Genomic DNA, 18,458 nt, shown 5'->3' on the forward strand with positions numbered 1-18,458 from the left:
ATGACTCGTTTTCGGCAGATGCTGTATATCATCGTGACGGGCCTCGTCACCGCAGGCGTGCTGACGGGCTATTACCTGTGGCACCGAACTTACGTTCAGCCTTTTTCATGCCAGGTTAATCTGGTACAGCACCATCCGGATGAGACGCTGACGGTCTGGCTGAATTACACCTTCGACGGGAAACTCGGCACCCTGAGCATGAATGGCCGGGCAAAGAGCGATCCGGGTAAAACCATCGACAGGAAAATTTCCTTTCGGGTGGAGAGACAAGATCATCTCTATTTGCTGACGTCAGAAAAAAATATGACGTTCCCGGACGATAATGTCGAAGACAGCTGGCTGGAAAAATATGAACCGCAATTTTTTGTCTATCCGGGCAAGAGTATTTATATGCGGATCAATGAACAACATAATGGTAACTATATCTTTACCTTAGGAACATTACCGACATATGTGTGTCGTGGTTCAAAAAAAGAATGATATAAACGAGAAAAACATTATATTTTCCTCCCGTCTCATTTATGCTTGATTTAAAACATCAGGATTATCTCAGAAATAAAAAGTGCGACAGATCATGTTGCGATAATGTAATTAATTTTAAATTTGGCAAGTAAATGAAAAGTGTATTTGACTCCTCCGATGGGGGGAAATCAGTACCGGAAAAGTGTCTGCATATTGGGTTGATATTATGGCCCCGTTATTCACTCCTGGCCGTCTCCGGGTTACTGGAGGCGCTGCGTTATGCAGCGAAAGCTCAGGATAAATTAGCATTTAAAATCAGCCTGATAAGTGAATTTCCTGATATCCCGATTATCAGCAACGCGGGGATTATCATGAGACCGGATTCTCCCCATGCGCCGCCGGACAGTTTTAACTACCTTGCTGTTATCGGCGGTGAATTGCAGTATCTGGACTTAGGGTATCAGGGGGATAAAGCGTATCTGGCACATGCCCACCATGCCGGGGTTCCGCTCATTGGCATTGGCACCGGCAGTTTTGTCCTCGCACAGGAAGGATTGCTGAATGAACGACGAGCGTCCATCCATCCTTTCCACCTTGATGCATTTCGGCAGGCTTTCCCGCTGGTTTATGCTGAGCAAGGGTATGATTTCATCGACGATGGCGATGTGCTGACCTGCCCGGGCGGTATTTCCACCCTGACGCTGGCAACTGAGCTTATCCGCGCCCATGCCGGGGATGATATCGCCAGCAACACCTGTCAGCGTTTGTCGCTCGTTCCGCATGAAATTGCCACCCCGCGTCCGGCGAATTTTGCGCTTATCCCTGACTCGCGGTTGCGCCGCGCCGTCATGCTGATAGAACAGTTCCTGACCCGGCCGCTCACTACCGCCGGGCTTGCGCGAGAAGTGGCATTGAGTGAACGCCAGCTCAACCGCCTGTTCCACGCAGAATTCGGCAAAACGGCCCGCGAATTTATCCGCAGCGCCAGACTGCGCTATGCTTGCTGGCTGCTGAAGAACTCACAGCAAAGCGTGACAGATATTGCGCAGCGGATGGGGTTCAGCGACTGCGCGCACTTTATTCGTCATTTTCAGACGGAGTATGGTTGTACGCCTGGCGTGTGGCGCACGTCGCAGAGTTAATTTTCTGAGGTGGATGTAAAATGCGGTTTATGTAGTTGCGCCATCAACTGCGGATACAATCGCGCTAGAGATGAAACGCAACCCGCTTGCCAGTGGGAAGTTCCACGTTAATGCTAAGTTTTCCGCCCATCGCTTCGATGTAACGCTTAAGCGTAGCAATCTTAAGATCGTTTCCACGCTGCTCCAGCTGTGTTACCGCAGGTTGACTTACGCCCATAAGATCGGCGACATGTTTTTGCGAAAGCTGGAGCTCTTCACGCAGAAGTTGCAGACCGGTTTCGAGGAACATTTCCTCTGCCATCTCCTGAATGCGCTGTTGGCTTTCCGGTGAGCGTGACGCAATCACTTCATTTAAGGTTTTCACTTGGCTGCCTCCAGGCTTGTCAGATGAAGGGTGAATTCGGCATCTGCAATGCGAATCAGTTTTTCATAAAAGGTTTTGTCATTACGCTTATCGCCCGCGCAAAGCACAATGGCCTGACGTACAGGATCAAACGCGAAGAACGCACGAACCGGGCGACCCGAATATTGAATACGTAACTCTTTCATATTCTTATACTGTGACCCTTTAACGGTATCCGCATAGGGACGAGGAAGACGCGGTCCATAATTTTGTAGATTTAACAGGTCTGCCAATACCTTTTCCTGCAACCCATCTTCCTATTCAAGCAACCATTGCTCGAATACCTTACTAAACAGTACCGTCCACATGCTTTCGTCCATGATAAGCTGTAGCTTATAAAAAGAATATAAGCTGTAGTTAATAAATGCAATGGCTGTCAGTGGCAGCCAGGGCGTGAGTGGCAGGAGTATGACAAAGAAGGTATATCAAACGGATGGTGCAAGTGAGAAACTGCGAGGCGCTTTCCAGCATTTCTTCGAAATAAACATATAGGGCGGATGATCCGACTGGGAGATTCTTCAGGCACTTGTTATCCATAACAAAGCCATTTACCAGTTATTCCTGGAGCGCCTGGTCTGCCCTAACCGAAAGCGAGGAAGCCGGGAAGGCAATAGTGAAATGTGTTGCGATTGTCCTTCTTGTTGAACCTGTAAGTAAGCCTTACAAGTTGCTTTTTATTCAAGCTCACCTTCTTCGTAAATGGCTTTGATATGCTGAGTTTTGGCTTGCGGTGTGACCTGAAAAAGAGCCGCTCTGACTGCTTGCGACAGCCAGAGTGTTTCATGTTTAAAGCGACATGTGATGCGAGCGGTTCCGTCATCACAGGCAAACATAACAAATCACCTGTCGGAGATTGGATTACGTCTTATCAGCCATGTCGTTTTCATATCTTAAACGCCTGTTGCACAAGACGGTTTGCGCGCCAGAAACAGCCGCTAAGCCGGGTGGTTTGTATTTGATTTTGCGAGGCGCTTTTCAGCATGTGGAATTTGGATCGCTGCAAGCGCGTCCTCTATCTCAATAAGCTTTGCTTTCGTCCGTTTATAGTCATCCTGCAAACGTTGCTCCTGCTCGTTATACGCCACCAGAACGATGCATCCTTTCATGACCTTTACCGTGACCTGCTGTCCGGTATCAAACCCCGCTGCGCGCAACCACTTACCGGAAAGGATGATTTTCGGCGTAGATTTGTCGTAAACATTCGGGCGGTAACCCACAATTAACGAACGCTCGGTTCCGGATTGGTCGGTGTCTGGGGTAGAATGCGAATCAGCCATAATCAACTCCTTGATAGTTGGTGAGGTTAGCTCTCGTCCGGTATTGCGAGTACCTGGCGAGGGCGTTTCAATTTGAGGTCTTCGTATGATAAGGTACGTACCTCAGTGAAGATATCTTGCTCTTGTAGGTACGTACATGTCAACAGCTAAACGCGACCCTAACAAATCTAAATCCGGAAAAGCACCGACGTTTCAGATTCGTATTACGCCGGAGTTAAAGGCACAGTTTGAGGAGGCTGCGAAGGCTGAAGGGATGAGTTTGGGGAATTGGCTCAAGACCTTAGGAAGAACAGAACTACGGAAACTGGGTATTGAGCCAAAAATGTAGTTTAGTTTTCTTGCGACTTATGAATATCAGGGGCATCAGGAAACGAAACCACATCCATTTTCAAGGCACTTTCACCTGAGAAGATTGAAGCCAGTCCTTTACGAATTTTTTGGTTATCTAGGTTCATTTGTCCGTGCGCAATTGGCCTATAAATAGCATTCTGCAAATGAACTCGATCAAACTCGTAACCTATATCTTCAGCCATTACAGAAAGTAAACTTACAAACAGTCTATCGCTATTCTGATTCCATATAGCACTGCCACTTTCATTTTCTGGGCAATGTGTACATAGGTGGGTGAAATATTCTTTCCATGCATCAAGAACTTTTTTCTCAGATTTTGTTCTCTTGTTTATACTTCTTTTTATATCACCATAGAATGCTAAATCGATCATGTTAAGTGCTCTAACGTGCTCATTAGAAAGGCGAGCTTCTGCAGATCTTGTAGCCATTAGTTCTGTAAATATATTTATTTTAATATTTCTTTTTTCTGAGCTTTTTTCTATGATCTTCTGAACTCTTACAGCGAGTAAGGGACTTATTAGCGTAGCAAAAATGGTAGCAATAGCTAGTGCCCAGTTCATTTCGTTTCCTTAATTTTGACGGTAATGACAATACAAATGGAAATGAAGGTACGTGATATAATGTGAGGAAACTTGGCGGAAGATCACAGGAGTCGAACCTGCCCGGGAACGCTGGCGCCCCCAACTGGATTTGAAGTCCAGCCACCTCACCGGAGATGACGATCTTCCGCGCCTGCATTGCTACATGGAGGCGGGGCGCATTATAGCTACTTTCAGGCATTTACCACATACCCCACACCACTTTTTTCACCTCTCTTTTGACCTTAACCCCCCTGTTTCAGCTAATTCTTAAGAAAATCCTCAGGTTAGCATTTCGTGCTCACCAACTTTTATCCCGATCACAAAAAACAAGAAACGTAATCTCTTAACCAGAAAACGCAATACCCGCCCCTGAAACAATGGTTTAAAAAACGGTAACCGGTCTCAGCGCCCCCTACAGCGTGAAGGATAAAAATATGAGCGAAGTCTTGTCAGTAAAAGAGAAGATTGGCTACGGCATGGGAGACGCCGCCAGCCATATCATTTTTGATAACGTCATGCTTTATATGATGTTTTTCTACACCGATATTTTTGGTATTCCCGCCGGGTTTGTCGGCACCATGTTCCTGCTGGCCCGCGCGCTGGATGCGATCTCCGACCCGTGCATGGGGCTGATTGCCGACCGCACCCGCAGCCGCTGGGGTAAGTTCCGTCCGTGGATTTTGTTCGGCGCGATCCCGTTCGGCATCGTCTGCGTGCTGGCGTATACCACGCCGGACCTCAGCCTCAACGGTAAAATGGTTTACGCCGCCGTTACCTACACCCTGCTGACCCTGCTCTATACCGTGGTCAACATCCCGTACTGCGCGCTGGGCGGCGTGATCACCAACGACCCGACGCAGCGTATCTCCCTCCAGTCCTGGCGCTTTGTGCTGGCGACGGCGGGCGGCATGCTCTCTACGGTGCTGATGATGCCGCTGGTAAACCTGATTGGCGGAGACGATAAAGCGTTCGGCTTTCAGGGCGGGATCGCTGTGCTGTCGGTGGTCGCGTTCCTGATGCTGGCGTTCTGCTTCTTCACCACCAAAGAGCGCATCCAGGTGCCACCGAGCACCACCTCCATGCGGGAAGATCTGCGTGATATCTGGCAAAACGACCAATGGCGCATTGTCGGCGTGCTCACCATCCTCAACATCCTCGCCGTCTGCGTGCGCGGCGGGGCGATGATGTACTACTGCACCTGGATCATGGGCTCGCCGGAGGTGTTCGTCGCCTTCCTCACCACCTACTGCGTCGGCAACCTGATTGGCTCCGCGCTGGCGAAACCGCTCACCGACTGGAAGTGCAAGGTCAGCATCTTCTGGTGGACCAACGCCGCCCTGGCGGTGGTCAGCGTGGCGATGTTCTTCGTGCCGATGCATGCCACCGTGCTGATGTTCGCCTTTATCTTCGTCATCGGCGTGCTGCACCAGCTGGTGACGCCGATTCAGTGGGTAATGATGTCCGATACCGTCGACTACGGCGAATGGACCAACGGCAAACGACTGACCGGCATCAGCTTTGCGGGCACGCTGTTCGTGCTGAAGCTCGGCCTGGCGCTGGGCGGGGCGATGATCGGCTGGATGCTGGCAGGCGGCGGCTACGACGCGGCAGCCAAAACCCAGAACAGCGCGACCATCAGCATCATCATCGGCCTGTTTACCCTGGCACCGGCGATCTGTTACGTGCTGAGCGCCATCATCGCCAAACGCTACTACACGCTGAAAACCCCCTTCCTGACCAAAATTCTGCGCGAGCTGGCGCAGGGCGCGCGCCGCAATCAGCAGGAGTTTGAAAACCTGCCGGTCAGCAAAGAATTGCAGAACTAAGAGGACGTAAGCATGAAAATCAGTGATGGAAACTGGCTTATTCAACCGGGCCTGAACGTGACCTATCCGGTGCAGGTGTTCGACGTGGAGCAGCAGGGCAATGACCTGGTGGTGTATGTGGCGCCGCGTGACGTGCGCGAACGCACCTGGCAGCTCGACACGTTGATGTTCACGGTGCGCCTGTTTGCCCCGCAGGAAGGGATTGTCGGGGTGCGCATTGAGCACTTCCAGGGTGCGCTGAACAACGGCCCGCACTATCCGCTGAACGTTCTGAAGGATGTAAAAGTTGAGATTGAAAACAACGCCGAATTTGCCGAGCTGAAAAGCGGCAGCGTCAGCGTGCGCGTCGCCAAAGGCGAGTTCTGGGCGCTGGATTTCCTGCGCAACGGCCAGCGCATTACCGGCAGCCAGCTGAAAAACAACGGCTACGTGCAGGACAGCAATACCGATCGCAATTACGTGTTCGAACGTCTGGATCTGGGCGTGGGGGAAACGGTCTACGGCCTGGGCGAGCGCTTTACCGCGCTGGTACGCAACGGCCAGACGGTCGAAACCTGGAACCGCGACGGGGGCACCAGCACCGAGCAATCCTACAAAAACATCCCGTTTTACCTGACCAACCGCGGCTACGGCGTGCTGGTGAATCACCCCGAGAACGTCTCGTTTGAAGTCGGCTCCGAAAAAGTCTCCAAAGTGCAGTTCAGCGTGGAAGGGGAATATCTGGAGTACTTCGTGATCGACGGCCCGACGCCGAAAGAGGTGCTGAACCGCTATACGCAGTTCACCGGGCGTCCGGCGCTGCCGCCTGCCTGGTCGTTCGGCCTGTGGCTGACCACCTCCTTCACCACTAACTATGACGAAGCGACGGTGAACAGCTTTATCGACGGCATGGCCGAGCGCGACCTGCCGCTGCACGTGTTCCACTTCGACTGCTTCTGGATGAAGGCCTTCCAGTGGTGCGACTTCGAGTGGGACCCGGTGACCTTCCCCGATCCGGAAGGCATGATCCGCCGCCTGAAAGAGAAAGGGCTGAAGGTCTGCGTGTGGATCAACCCGTATATCGGCCAGAAATCCCCGGTATTCCGGGAGCTGAAAGAGAAGGGCTACCTGCTCAAGCGCCCGGACGGCTCCCTGTGGCAGTGGGACAAATGGCAGCCGGGGCTGGCGATCTACGACTTCACCAACCCGGACGCGTGCAGGTGGTATGCGGACAAACTGAAAGGCCTGGTGGAGATCGGCGTCGACTGCTTCAAGACCGACTTCGGCGAGCGTATCCCGACGGAGGTCCAGTGGTTTGACGGTTCCGATCCGCAGAAGATGCACAACCACTACGCCTACATCTACAACGAACTGGTGTGGAACGTGCTGAAAGAGACGGTGGGAGAAGAAGAGGCGGTGCTGTTTGCCCGTTCTGCCTCCGTGGGTGCGCAACAGTTCCCGGTACACTGGGGCGGCGACTGCTACGCCAACTACGAATCGATGGCCGAAAGCCTGCGCGGCGGGCTGTCGATTGGCCTGTCCGGCTTCGGGTTCTGGAGCCACGATATCGGCGGGTTCGAAAACACCGCTCCGGCGCACGTCTACAAACGCTGGTGCGCGTTCGGGCTGTTCTCCAGCCACAGCCGCCTGCACGGCAGCAAATCCTACCGCGTGCCGTGGGCGTACGATGACGAGTCCTGCGATGTGGTGCGCCACTTCACGCAGCTGAAATGCCAGCTGATGCCGTACCTGTATCGTCAGGCGGCGCTGGCGCGCGAGTTCGGCACGCCGATGCTGCGGGCGATGATGCTGGAGTTCCCGGACGATCCGGCGTGCGATTACCTCGACCGCCAGTACATGCTGGGGGATTCGGTGATGGTGGCGCCGGTGTTCTCCGAGGCGGGCGACGTGCAGTTCTACCTGCCGGAAGGGCGCTGGACGCACCTGTGGCACAACGATGAAATCGAGGGTAGCCGCTGGCATAAGCAGCAGCACGATTTCCTGAGCCTGCCGGTCTATGTGCGCGACAACACGCTGCTGGCGCTGGGTAATAATAACCAGAAGCCAGACTATGCGTGGCACGAGGGGACGGCCTTCCAGCTCTTCAACCTGAGCGATGGCGCAACGGCGGTCAGCGAAGTGCCTGCGGCGGACGGTTCTGTGGTGTTTGCGCTGAAGGCGTCACGTCAGGGCGACGTCGTGACCTTTACCGGCGCGGGAGATGCGCAAAACTGGTCGGTATGCTTGCGCAACGTGCAGAAGGTCGGCGGCGTAAAAGGCGGTTCACATGCGGGCAGCGAATGGGGTGTGGTGGTGAAAGCCGAGGGGGATGAGGTGGTAGTTCACCTCTGAGCTGGAAAAATGCCCGGTGGCGCTTCGCTTACCGGGCCTACGGTAATTATGCGGTCTGATGCCCTCTCCCTGTAGGGAGAGGGTTCCCCAGTAATTTGAAAGCAAAAGCGATAACGTTGCCTCAGAATAACTGAGGGCTTTCAGCGATGCCTCGGTCCGGCTGTAAATCGCTGAGGCGTTTCCTGTAGGCCGAGAGGGCGGGCTTTACAGGGATGTTACCTCCGCCCGTCCCCGATAAGCCGGAAGGAATAAGCCGAAGGTACCGCGAAGCGGCGATTTTCCGCCGGAAGCCCGGGTTGCCAGGGTGGTGGCGACTGAGCCACCCTGGCACGTTCACCGGTCATGTCGTGACAGAGTAGCAAGGAACATAACGTGAACGGAATGACCACCAGAGCCGTATTTTCCCCCTCACCCCAGCCCTCTCCCTCAAGGGAGAGGGGGCCGTCTGTGCAGGCATTATTTTGTGGGGAACCCTCAGCCCTGTGGGAGAGGGAACCAAAACCTCGTAGGCCGGGTAAGGCGAAGCCGCCACCCGGCTTTTTACTGTGCCGGAGCCACCGCCGACACCATCCCGCGGGTCATCGTCTGTTGCACCTGCCGTTTATCCATATTCACCGCGCTCAGCTTCCCGTTCACCGTCGGCTTCAGCGGCGCATTGGCCTGCACGCTGCCGCTGGCGGTGAGCTGAATATTGCCGTCGCCCGCAATCGGCAGCGCTGGCCAGCCCCACTGCTGCAAAACGTTGAGCGGTACACCGCGCCCGTTCAGGCTCACGGTGGTTTGTCGCTGTGGCAGCTGTGACACGGTGGCGGTTGCTTCCAGGATCCCTTTCTCGGTAAAGGCGCTCAGATCGGTAATATTTACCGTTGCGGCGTTGGCATTCAGCGCCAGCGACGGGCGACGCACGTCGACGCGGTTAAAGGTTGCTGCCGCCCCGTTGAGGGTTGCGTTACCGCCCCACACGCCCCACTTGTGATCCTGCGCCAGCCGCAGATTAGCGCCATAACCGTCGAGGGAGGTGATCTGCCACGGGAACGCCGGATCGATGTCGATCACCAGGTTGCGGCTCAGGCCAAATTTTTTCAGCGTCACGCTGTTCAGCCATGCCGGGAGCGGGTCCATCCACAGCGTTTTCCAGTTTTCCGGAAGCGTATATTCCAGCCCGGCAATGGCAACGTCGTCCAGCACCAGCGCCTGACCCTCGCGCAGCCAGTTGCCGGAGGTGCGCACCATGCCCCCTTCCCAGCGGGAGGTGAACTGACGCAGCGCAATGCCCTGCGGGGAGAATTCCGCATTCAGGATAGGGTCAAACAGATGCAGCGAGCCGTAGATAAATTCGCTGGCGTTCATGGATAACCGTCCCTCCTGGCTTTGCCAGTCACCTTTACTCAGGGTGAGGTTACGCAGGCTGAGATCAAGGTCGGTTACCGCCCAGTCTGGCCCCTGTAGACGGGCATCGGTCACTTCCAGCCGCCCAATCTGTAACGAAGGCAGGGTGGAGAGAGGGGCGAAGAAATCCAGCAGCGATTTGTCACTTTGCAGGCGAATCTCATTCAGACGCAGGGTGTTGATAATCCAGCCACCGTCGGCATTACGCAGAGCCGAGCCCGTCAGCGAGCCGCGCGCCATATCGGCACCGATGGTATTCAGCACCACCTCTTTGCCGTTGAGTTGTCCCTGAATCAGCACGTTGTTGGCCGGTATGCCGTTGAGCGTGAGCGACCCGGCGCTCATCTGGATTTGCGCATTTTTTCCCAGTACGTTCCCCGCCTCGGGCTGCCACGGGCTGACGCCGCCGGTCACCTTTTGCGCACTGAGATCCCACTCCGTATTCGGGCTGTTAAAGGCCATGTTATTCAGTTGCAGACGGTCGGCCTGGAACGGCAGCGGCGCCGTCTGCGGCGATAAATTCAGCGTGCCATCGAACAGGGTGATGGCATCCATATGCAGCGGGTCGGTGATCTGGCGGCTGCTTAAGCCAATATCCACTTTTTTAGCGACCAGCGTGGCCGGTTTGCCATCTCGTCCGAAGGTAACGTTTTCCAGAAGGATGTGAGAAGGGGATGAAAAGCGGTGATCCATCAGGTCAAAGTTGAGCTCGTAATCGGTATTCACCGTGATCCAGCTGCTGACCTGCGATGCGCCCCAGCGGGTCTGGAGCAGAAAATAAAAGGCGAGCACTACAATGAGCAGGGCTACCAGAAGATAGATAAGCAGCTTTCCAATAAATTTCATGGTCTTCCTTCCCGCGAAACGCACATAAGGGTGTTATGCACGATTTATGCGCAATGCTCAAGGCGGGAATGGTGTAAAGAGATGTCACGGCAGGCATTGACAGCCTGCCGTGTGGGGATCAGTTCTTTTCAGGCGGGAAAATGAGATTCAGCACAATAGCGGTAATACCGCCCGCGGCGATGCCGGAAGAGAGCAGGTTTTTCACCCAGTCCGGGGCAAACTGCAAAATCATCGGCTGCTGGGAGACGCCAAGCCCTACGGCGAGAGACAGCGCAATAATCATGATTGCGCGGCGGTTCAGCGGCTCGCGGGAGACGATACGCACGCCAGAGGCCGCGATAGTACCGAACATCACCAGCGTTGCTCCGCCCAGAACCGGCTCAGGGATGTGCTGCACAAAGCCGCTTACCGCCGGGAACAGGCCGAGGACCACCAGCATCAGCGCCACCACGAAGCCCACGTAGCGGCTGGCCACGCCGGTCAGCTGGATCACGCCGTTGTTCTGGCCGAAGCAGGAGTTCGGGAAGGTGTTGAACACCGCCGAGACAAACGAGTTCAGTCCGTTCGCCAGCACGCCGCCTTTCAGACGTTTCATGTACAGTGGGCCGGAGACCGGCTGCTCGGACACGTCGGAGGTGGCGGTGATATCGCCAATGGTTTCCAGCGAAGTGATCATAAAGACCAGCATCAGCGGCAGGAGCAGACTCCAGTCAATGCCCAGGCCGTAGTAGAGCGGCGTTGGCACGGTAATCAACGCGCTGTTGGTTGGGGTGGTGTTTTCCGGCAGCATGCCCAGCGCCCACGCCAGCAGGTAACCGGCCGCCATGGCGATCACCAGCGATGCCACGCGCAGGTACGGGTTACGCTGGCGGTTAAGCAGAATAATGATCGCCAGCACGACGCCTGCCAGCAGCAGGTTTTTCGGCGCGCCGAAGGTATGGTCGCTCATTGCCGCGTAGCCGCCCCCGATGGAGGTCAGACCCACCTGGATCAGTGACAGGCCGATAATCATCACCACCACGCCGGAAACCAGCGGGGTGATCACCCGGCGCGCCAGGTGCAGAACGCGGGAAATGATCATCTCTGTGCAGCTTGCCAGCATCAGGGTGCCGAAAAGCGCCGCCATCATCGTCGGGACATCTGCGCCGCCGGTTTTCAGTGCCGTACCGCCCATGATCAGCGGCGCCACAAAGTTAAAGCTGGTGCCCTGAATCGACAGCAAACCCGAGCCCACCGGACCCCAGGCTTTAATTTGAATGATGGAGGCCACGCCGGAAGCGAACAGAGACATACTGATGATGTGTTGCGTATCCTGCGCCGGTAACCCCAGCGCCTGGCAAATCAGCAGAGCCGGCGTGATGACCGCAACGAACATCGCCAGCAGGTGCTGGCAGGCGGCAAACAGGGTTTGAGGCAGCGGGGGACGATCTTCAAGGCGGTAAATCAGTTCGCTGTTTTGCTTCTGCGCAATCGGTTGCGCATCAGCAGACTCCAGAGTGTTAACAGACATCGGCGGCAATCCCACGGTGGAAAAGCGGGCATTTTATCTGACCACCTGGTAAAAGCAAACGATTGCCAGCAAAAAAAAGAGAGAAAATCTGCCGCTGTGAGCAGCTTTTCTACAACCCACCAGGAAAAAAATTACACTTTTTGCGTCGGCGGCTCATGACGAGCATCACCCGGCCCAGGATAACGCCGCGTGTGTATGGAATACGCGCATAACAGGAGCCTTTTATGATTCATCTCGATACGTTGTCGACCCTTGTTGCCGCAACGCTGGTTCTTCTGCTTGGTCGCAAGCTGGTACACAGTGTTTCCTTTCTGAAAAAGTACACCATTCCTGAACCTGTCGCCGGTGGATTGCTGGTGGCGCTGGCCCTGCTGGTGCTGAAAAAAAGCATGGGCTGGGAAATCGATTTTGATATGTCCCTGAAAGATCCGTTGATGCTGGCCTTCTTTGCCACAATCGGCCTGAACGCCAACCTCGCAAGCCTGCGTTCGGGTGGCAAGGTGCTGGGCGTGTTTCTGATTGTTGTGGTGGGCCTGCTGCTGATGCAAAACGCCATCGGTATCGGTATGGCGTCGCTGCTGGGGCTGGATCCGCTGATGGGTCTGCTGGCGGGGTCGATTACCCTGTCAGGCGGCCACGGAACGGGCGCGGCGTGGAGCAAGCTGTTCATCGAACGCTATGGCTTTGAAAACGCAACGGAAGTGGCAATGGCCTGCGCGACCTTTGGCCTGGTGCTTGGCGGGCTGATTGGCGGCCCGGTGGCGCGCTATCTGGTGAAACACTCCACCACGCCGGAAGGCAGACCAGACGATGAAATGGTGCCAACCGCATTTGAAAAACCGGACGTTGGCCGCAGCATCGCCTCGCTGGTGATGATTGAAACCATCGCCATGATTGCCATCTGCCTTACCGTGGGCAAAATCGTTGCGCAATGGCTGGCGGGAACGGCTTTCGAACTGCCAACCTTTGTCTGCGTGCTGTTTATCGGGGTGATCCTGAGCAACGGTCTGGCGCAGATGGGCTTCTACCGCGTCTTTGAGCGCGCAGTGTCCGTGCTGGGGAACGTCAGCCTGTCGCTGTTCCTGGCGATGGCGCTGATGAGCCTCAAGCTGTGGGAACTGGCCTCGCTGGCGCTGCCGATGGTGGCGATCCTGGCGGTGCAGGCCGTGTTCATGGCGCTGTATGCCATCTTTGTTACCTGGCGCATGATGGGCAAAAACTATGATGCGGCGGTACTGGCTGCGGGCCACTGTGGGTTTGGTCTGGGAGCGACGCCAACGGCCATCGCGAATATGCAGGCGATCACCGAACGGTTCGGCCCGTCGCACATGGCGTTTCTGGTGGTGCCGATGGTGGGCGCATTCTTCATTGATATCGTCAACGCGCTGGTCATTAAGCTCTACCTGATGCTGCCGATGTTTGGCTGACCGTCAGGCGTTGGAATACCGCTCGGTTTCCGGCATCCAGCGTTCAATTAACGCTGCCGCCTGTTCGGGGTAGCGTTCATGAATATGACGCGCAAGGCGTTGTACTTCGGGGATCATGGCCTGATCGCGCAACAAATCCGCCACTTTAAATTCGGCGTTACCCGTCTGACGCGTGCCCAGCAGTTCGCCCGGGCCGCGGATCTCCAGATCTTTTTGCGCAATGACGAAGCCGTCATTGCTGTCGCGTAATACCTGCAAACGCATCTGCGCGGTTTTCGACAGCGGGGCTTTGTAGAGCAGCACGCAGTGAGAGGCGATCGCGCCACGGCCCACGCGGCCTCGTAGCTGGTGGAGCTGCGCCAGGCCCAGGCGCTCCGGGTTCTCAATAATCATCAGGCTGGAGTTCGGCACGTCCACGCCCACTTCGATGACCGTGGTCGCGACCAGCAAATGCAGCTCGCCCTGTTTGAACGACTGCATCACCGCCTGCTTCTCGGCAGGCTTCATGCGCCCGTGAACCAGACCGACGTTCAGCTCCGGCAGGGCGAGCTTTAACTCTTCCCACGTGGCTTCGGCAGCCTGCGCTTCCAGCAGCTCAGACTCTTCAATCAGGGTACAGACCCAGTAAGCCTGACGTCCTTCGTGGGTGCAGGCGTTGCGCACGCGGTCAATGATGTCGCTGCGGCGCGTGTCCGGAATGGCGACCGTTGTCACCGGCGTACGGCCCGGGGGGAGTTCGTCGATGGTGGAGGTATCCAGATCGGCATAGGCCGTCATCGCCAGGGTGCGCGGAATCGGCGTGGCGGTCATGATCAGCTGATGCGGGTGGAAGCCCTGTTGCAGACCTTTCTCCCACAGCGCCAGACGCTGATGAACACCAAAGCGGTGCTGTTCGTCGATAATGACCAGCGCCAGGCCGTTAAACTGCACCTGTTCCTGGAAAATGGCGTGCGTGCCGACAATCATCTGCACCTGCCCGCTGGCAATGGCTTCCTGCTGCGCAAGGCGCGCTTTGCCCTTCTGCTTCCCGGCCAGCCAGCCCACTTCTATTCCCAGCGGGGCGAACCAGTGACGGAAATTGTTGGCGTGCTGCTCGGCCAGCAGTTCCGTCGGCGCCATCAGCGCCACCTGCTTACCGTGGGCAATGGCGCGCAAAGCGGCCAGCGCGGCGACCAGCGTTTTACCGGAACCCACGTCGCCCTGCACCAGGCGCATCATTGGCACATCCAGCGCCATATCACGTTCTATTTCAGCAGTGACGCGCGCCTGGGCGCTGGTGGGCTTAAACGGCAGTGAGGCCAGCAGCTTATCTTTGAGCTCATCACGCTGGCTTAATGGCTGCGCGTGGAAACGCTGCGCACCTGCGCGCAGGGCCAGCATGCTCAGGTTGTGAGCCAGTAATTCCTCAAGGATAAGACGCCGTTGGGCGGGGTGTTTACCGCTCTCTAAATCAACAAGCTGAAGCGTTGGCGGTGGACGGTGCAGGGTGCGCAACGCCTCCGGCAGGCTCATCATGCCCTGCGCCAGCTCCGGCGGCAGCAGCTCGTTAATGGCGCAGGTATCAAGCAGCTCCAGCGCCTGATCGGTGAGCTTGCGCAGCGTAGCCTGTTTAATGCCTTCAGTGGTTGGATAGACCGGCGTGAGCGTCTCCTGTAGCTCAGGTGAGCTAAGATCGCCCTGCACGCGGTATTCCGGGTGGATCATCTCCGCGCCGTATTTGCCCCGTTTGGCTTCACCGTACGCAAGTACGCGTCGTCCGGTAGCAAGGCTGTTTTTCATTGCCGCATTGAAGTTGAAAAAGCGCATGGTGAGAATACCGGTGCCGTCGCTGATCTGGCAGGTCATCATCCTGCGTCCGCCAAAGGTGATGTTGCAGTTCAGCACTTCCCCTTCAACGGTGGCGTAAATAGCGGGCAGCAGATCGCCAATCTTATAAAGCTGAGTACGGTCTTCGTAGCGCAGGGGGAGGTGGAGCAGGAGATCCTGCACGGTGTGCAGGCCAATCTTCGCCAGTTTACTGCTTTGTGCCGCGCCCACGCCCGTCAGGCTGTTGAGCGGTATGGCGTCCAGCAGGCGGCCTTTCATGATTTACCCCGCGTACTGCATGGTGGACCACCACTCGGCATCGGCTTCAATTTCGCCCTGCGCGTTGACGTGGGGGTAAGGCAATTTCTTCTGCTTCGCAACGCGAGCCAGCACCGGATAGCCACCTTCAAACAGCAGGCGCTGCTGCTCCTCTTCCGGCAGCATGCTGTTGCTGCGCTCGTACATTCCGGCATTCTGACGCTGGCGCTGCGCTTCATACAGGATCAGCGCCGAGGCGACCGACACGTTGAGTGACTGGACCATGCCGATCATCGGAATGATGATGTCCCGATCGGCCAAATCCAGTGCTTCCTGCGTGATCCCCGTTTTCTCCTGGCCCATTAAAATACAGGTCGGACGGGTGTAGTCGATCTCACGGAAATCCACGGCTTTAGCAGAGAGGTTGGTTGCCAGAACCTGCATGCCACGCCCTTTCAGGTGCGAGACCGCTTCACCAATAGTCTGGTGAGTTTTCACGGATACCCAGCTGTTGCTGCCTGCGGCGGTGGAGGCCATGGTACGCATACGTGCGCCTGGCCAGACGGCGTGGACTTCATGCACGCCGACGGCATCTGCGGTGCGGACGATAGCAGAGACGTTATGAGGTTTATGGACCTGCTCCATGCAGACCGTCAGATCAGGCTGACGCCTGGCGAGCATTTCGCAGATTCGCTCGTAACGTTTTGAATTCATAATGCTAGTTTCGGTTACGGGTGACTTTAATGACATCTGGCATCACGCGGATCTTGCGCATAATATTGGCCAGATGCACGCGGTCACGGGCGGTCAGGCGAATAAAGGCGCTATAAACGCGGCCATCTTTTTCTTCCGTATTCAGGCTTTGAATGTTGGATGAGGCCGTGTTGATCGCTGCCGTCAGGTTCGCCAGGGCACCCTGGTGGTTGAACATATCCACCTTGATTTCAGTGATAAATTCCTGGGCCGTCTCTTTATCCCACTCGACCGCCATGAACTTCTCAGGCTCTTTCTGATAGCCACGGATGTTACGGCAGGATTCATGGTGGATCACCAGCCCTTTACCCGGGCTGACGTGCGCAATAATCGGGTCGCCCGGGATAGGACGGCAGCATTTGGCGAAGGTGATGAGCACCCCGTCAGCGCCTTTGATCGGCAGGTGACCATGATTTTGCGTGGTGGCAGGAACGGCTGTCGTTTCGCCTTGTTGCAGGTTCTTCGCCACGACTACGCTCATGGCGTTGCCGAGACCAATCTCTGCCAGCAGGTCATCCAGCGAGGCGAGCTTCATACGCTCCAGCTCATGCTGAATGTTTTCTGGCGGGATCTCTGCCAGTTTGCGGCTGCCACCCAGCGCGTGATTGAGCAGACGACGCCCCAGGCTAACGGAGTCGTCGCGCTTGAGGTTTTTCAGCAGCTGGCGGATTTTTGCGCGCGCTTTTGAGCTCACGACAAAGTTCAGCCAGGCGGCGTTAGGACGTGCCCCCGGCGCGGTAATGATCTCCACCGTCTGTCCGCTGAAAAGCGGCTGCGACAGCGGATAAGGCTGCCTGTCGACGCGGGCACCTACGCAGGCATGGCCGATATCGGTATGCACGGCGTAAGCGAAGTCGACCGGTGTCGCGCCCGCAGGCAGTTCGACAATGCGCCCTTCCGGCGTGAAAACGTAAATCTCATCCGGGAAGAGATCGGATTTAACGCTCTCGATAAATTCAAACGAGCTACCTGCGCTCTGTTGCAGCTCCAGCAGGCTCTGCATCCAGCGCTGGGCGCGGATTTGCGCGGTGGTGCTGCTTTCGCCGCCGTGCTCTTTATAAGCCCAGTGCGCCGCGACACCCATCTCCGCCATCTGATCCATATCTTCGGTACGAATCTGCACCTCAACAGGGACACCGTGCGGGCCAATCATGGAGGTGTGCAAAGACTGGTATCCGTTCGCTTTTGGAATGGCGATGTAATCTTTGACGCGCCCCGGACGCGGCTTGTACAGGCTGTGCATCTGCCCCAGCACGCGATAACAGGTGTCTGAATCGTGGACGATGACGCGGAACGCGTAGATATCCATGATCGAGTGAAAACGCTGCTCTTTGAGCACCATTTTGCAGTAGATAGAGTACAAATGCTTTTCGCGACCGCTCACGCGGCACGGAATGCCCGCTTCCTGTAAGCGCCCTTCGATTTCAGAGAGGATCTTTTGAATCATCTCTTTACGGTTACCGCGAGCGGCTTTCACCACCTCTTTAATCACGCGATAGCGGTTCGGGTACAACGCCTCAAAACCCAGCTCTTCCAGCTCGGTTTTAATGTGATGAATACCTAAACGGTGCGCCAGCGGACTGTAAATTTCGAGAGTTTCACGGGCGATGCGGCGACGTTTATCCGGGCGAAGTGAGCCCAGCGTGCGCATATTGTGGGTGCGGTCAGCCAGTTTGATGAGAATGACGCGGATATCCTGCACCATCGCCATGATCATCTTGCGGAAGTTTTCGGCCTGCGCCTCTTTCTTATCGCGGAATTTCAGCTTATCAAGCTTAGAGACCCCTTCCACCAGCTCGGCAACGCTTTTGCCAAACAGCTGTTCCATGTCCTGGTAGGTGGCAGGGGTATCTTCAATCACGTCATGCAGCAGGGCGGCCATCAGCGTTTCGTAGTCGAGTTTCATCTCGGCCAGAATACAGGCCACCGCTACCGGGTGCGTGATATAGGGTTCACCGCTTGAACGTGTCTGGCCCTCGTGAGCGTCACGTGCAACGAGATACGCCTGCTGAAGACGCTTAATCTGGTCTTCAGGCAGGTAGGTTTGAATCAGTTGATTCAGGCTTTCAAACAGATACAAGGGCGACCCGCAGGTT

The 18,458-nt window shown here is 55.9% G+C and carries 16 protein-coding genes and 1 tRNA gene; 6 read left to right on the plus strand and 11 right to left on the minus strand.

The window, feature by feature from the left end:
• Complete coding sequence (locus tag RS584_RS00465; RefSeq protein ID WP_315748758.1) at positions 1–480, plus strand: hypothetical protein; 480 nt, start codon at positions 1–3, stop codon at positions 478–480.
• A gap of 353 nt (positions 481–833) precedes the next feature.
• Positions 834–1,604: a GlxA family transcriptional regulator gene (locus tag RS584_RS00470; RefSeq protein WP_229692537.1), complete on the plus strand. Its 771-nt coding sequence runs from the start codon at positions 834–836 to the stop codon at positions 1,602–1,604.
• A 64-nt stretch (positions 1,605–1,668) separates the two neighbouring features.
• On the opposite strand, the gene RS584_RS00475 is transcribed toward RS584_RS00470, so the two are convergent.
• The 4 genes from RS584_RS00475 to RS584_RS00490 form a co-directional block, all read right to left on the minus strand.
• Entirely contained in the window at positions 1,669–1,968 is a 300-nt protein-coding gene (locus tag RS584_RS00475; RefSeq protein ID WP_045335986.1) for a helix-turn-helix domain-containing protein, read from the minus strand.
• Complete coding sequence (locus tag RS584_RS00480; RefSeq protein WP_315748759.1) at positions 1,965–2,255, minus strand: type II toxin-antitoxin system RelE/ParE family toxin; 291 nt, start codon at positions 2,253–2,255, stop codon at positions 1,965–1,967. The genes RS584_RS00475 and RS584_RS00480 overlap by 4 nt, the downstream gene beginning before the upstream one ends.
• A gap of 426 nt (positions 2,256–2,681) precedes the next feature.
• Complete coding sequence (locus tag RS584_RS23370; protein WP_410493137.1) at positions 2,682–2,840, minus strand: hypothetical protein; 159 nt, start codon at positions 2,838–2,840, stop codon at positions 2,682–2,684.
• A gap of 102 nt (positions 2,841–2,942) precedes the next feature.
• Positions 2,943–3,284: a SymE family type I addiction module toxin gene (locus RS584_RS00490; protein WP_315748760.1), complete on the minus strand. Its 342-nt coding sequence runs from the start codon at positions 3,282–3,284 to the stop codon at positions 2,943–2,945.
• Between the two features lie 136 nt (positions 3,285–3,420).
• On the opposite strand from RS584_RS00490, the gene RS584_RS00495 reads away from it, so the two are divergent.
• The gene (locus RS584_RS00495) at positions 3,421–3,612 is read left to right on the plus strand and encodes a toxin-antitoxin system HicB family antitoxin (RefSeq protein WP_315748761.1); all 192 of its coding nucleotides are present in this window, start codon (positions 3,421–3,423) and stop codon (positions 3,610–3,612) included.
• 1 nt (position 3,613) lies between these two features.
• Here the strand turns inward: RS584_RS00495 and RS584_RS00500 are convergent, their stop codons facing one another.
• A complete protein-coding gene (locus RS584_RS00500; protein WP_017383635.1) occupies positions 3,614–4,195 on the minus strand; it encodes a DUF6680 family protein in 582 nt (193 codons plus the stop codon).
• 73 nt (positions 4,196–4,268) lie between these two features.
• A tRNA-Sec gene (locus tag RS584_RS00505) sits at positions 4,269–4,363 on the minus strand.
• A gap of 287 nt (positions 4,364–4,650) precedes the next feature.
• Here RS584_RS00505 and RS584_RS00510 point away from each other — a divergent pair.
• Positions 4,651–6,042, plus strand: a complete 1,392-nt coding sequence (locus RS584_RS00510) for a glycoside-pentoside-hexuronide family transporter (protein WP_276867313.1) — start codon at positions 4,651–4,653, stop codon at positions 6,040–6,042.
• A 12-nt stretch (positions 6,043–6,054) separates the two neighbouring features.
• Positions 6,055–8,373: an alpha-xylosidase gene (gene yicI / locus RS584_RS00515; protein ID WP_315748762.1), complete on the plus strand. Its 2,319-nt coding sequence runs from the start codon at positions 6,055–6,057 to the stop codon at positions 8,371–8,373.
• A gap of 540 nt (positions 8,374–8,913) precedes the next feature.
• On the opposite strand, the gene RS584_RS00520 is transcribed toward yicI, so the two are convergent.
• Positions 8,914–10,608, minus strand: a complete 1,695-nt coding sequence (locus RS584_RS00520) for an AsmA family protein (protein ID WP_315748763.1) — start codon at positions 10,606–10,608, stop codon at positions 8,914–8,916.
• A 118-nt stretch (positions 10,609–10,726) separates the two neighbouring features.
• A complete protein-coding gene (gene xanP / locus RS584_RS00525) occupies positions 10,727–12,118 on the minus strand; it encodes a xanthine/proton symporter XanP (RefSeq protein ID WP_015570053.1) in 1,392 nt (463 codons plus the stop codon).
• 224 nt (positions 12,119–12,342) lie between these two features.
• Here xanP and gltS point away from each other — a divergent pair, with 224 nt between their 5' ends.
• On the plus strand, positions 12,343–13,545 hold the full coding sequence (gltS, locus tag RS584_RS00530; protein ID WP_315748764.1) for a sodium/glutamate symporter: 1,203 nt from the start codon (positions 12,343–12,345) through the stop codon (positions 13,543–13,545).
• A 3-nt stretch (positions 13,546–13,548) separates the two neighbouring features.
• Here the strand turns inward: gltS and recG are convergent, their stop codons facing one another.
• From recG to spoT, 3 genes are read right to left on the minus strand one after another with little or no spacing between them, the layout of a single operon-like run.
• Positions 13,549–15,630: an ATP-dependent DNA helicase RecG gene (gene recG, locus RS584_RS00535; RefSeq protein ID WP_315748765.1), complete on the minus strand. Its 2,082-nt coding sequence runs from the start codon at positions 15,628–15,630 to the stop codon at positions 13,549–13,551.
• A 3-nt stretch (positions 15,631–15,633) separates the two neighbouring features.
• The gene (trmH, locus tag RS584_RS00540) at positions 15,634–16,323 is read right to left on the minus strand and encodes a tRNA (guanosine(18)-2'-O)-methyltransferase TrmH (protein ID WP_003860922.1); all 690 of its coding nucleotides are present in this window, start codon (positions 16,321–16,323) and stop codon (positions 15,634–15,636) included.
• Between the two features lie 4 nt (positions 16,324–16,327).
• Positions 16,328–18,442 carry a bifunctional GTP diphosphokinase/guanosine-3',5'-bis pyrophosphate 3'-pyrophosphohydrolase gene (gene spoT / locus RS584_RS00545; RefSeq protein WP_003860921.1) on the minus strand — a complete coding sequence of 705 codons (2,115 nt, stop codon included), beginning with the start codon at positions 18,440–18,442 and terminating at the stop codon, positions 16,328–16,330.
• Between the last annotated feature and the right edge of the window lie 16 nt (positions 18,443–18,458).

It is taken from the genome of Enterobacter sp. DTU_2021_1002640_1_SI_PRY_ASU_LCPMC_013 (assembly GCF_032389435.1).
GTDB lineage: Bacteria > Pseudomonadota > Gammaproteobacteria > Enterobacterales > Enterobacteriaceae > Enterobacter > Enterobacter hormaechei_C.

What these genes read in the sequence shown, in the direction of transcription:
- RS584_RS00465 (WP_315748758.1), top strand. Translation starts at nt 1, where the DNA reads ATGACTCGTTTTCGGCAGATGCTGTATATCATCGTGACGGGCCTCGTC.
- RS584_RS00470 (WP_229692537.1), top strand. Translation starts at nt 834, where the DNA reads ATGAGACCGGATTCTCCCCATGCGCCGCCGGACAGTTTTAACTACCTT.
- RS584_RS23370 (WP_410493137.1), bottom strand. Translation starts at nt 2,840, where the DNA reads ATGTTTGCCTGTGATGACGGAACCGCTCGCATCACATGTCGCTTTAAA.
- RS584_RS00490 (WP_315748760.1), bottom strand. Translation starts at nt 3,284, where the DNA reads ATGGCTGATTCGCATTCTACCCCAGACACCGACCAATCCGGAACCGAG.
- RS584_RS00495 (WP_315748761.1), top strand. Translation starts at nt 3,421, where the DNA reads ATGTCAACAGCTAAACGCGACCCTAACAAATCTAAATCCGGAAAAGCA.
- RS584_RS00500 (WP_017383635.1), bottom strand. Translation starts at nt 4,195, where the DNA reads ATGAACTGGGCACTAGCTATTGCTACCATTTTTGCTACGCTAATAAGT.
- RS584_RS00510 (WP_276867313.1), top strand. Translation starts at nt 4,651, where the DNA reads ATGAGCGAAGTCTTGTCAGTAAAAGAGAAGATTGGCTACGGCATGGGA.
- yicI (WP_315748762.1), top strand. Translation starts at nt 6,055, where the DNA reads ATGAAAATCAGTGATGGAAACTGGCTTATTCAACCGGGCCTGAACGTG.
- RS584_RS00520 (WP_315748763.1), bottom strand. Translation starts at nt 10,608, where the DNA reads ATGAAATTTATTGGAAAGCTGCTTATCTATCTTCTGGTAGCCCTGCTC.
- xanP (WP_015570053.1), bottom strand. Translation starts at nt 12,118, where the DNA reads ATGTCTGTTAACACTCTGGAGTCTGCTGATGCGCAACCGATTGCGCAG.
- gltS (WP_315748764.1), top strand. Translation starts at nt 12,343, where the DNA reads ATGATTCATCTCGATACGTTGTCGACCCTTGTTGCCGCAACGCTGGTT.
- recG (WP_315748765.1), bottom strand. Translation starts at nt 15,630, where the DNA reads ATGAAAGGCCGCCTGCTGGACGCCATACCGCTCAACAGCCTGACGGGC.
- trmH (WP_003860922.1), bottom strand. Translation starts at nt 16,323, where the DNA reads ATGAATTCAAAACGTTACGAGCGAATCTGCGAAATGCTCGCCAGGCGT.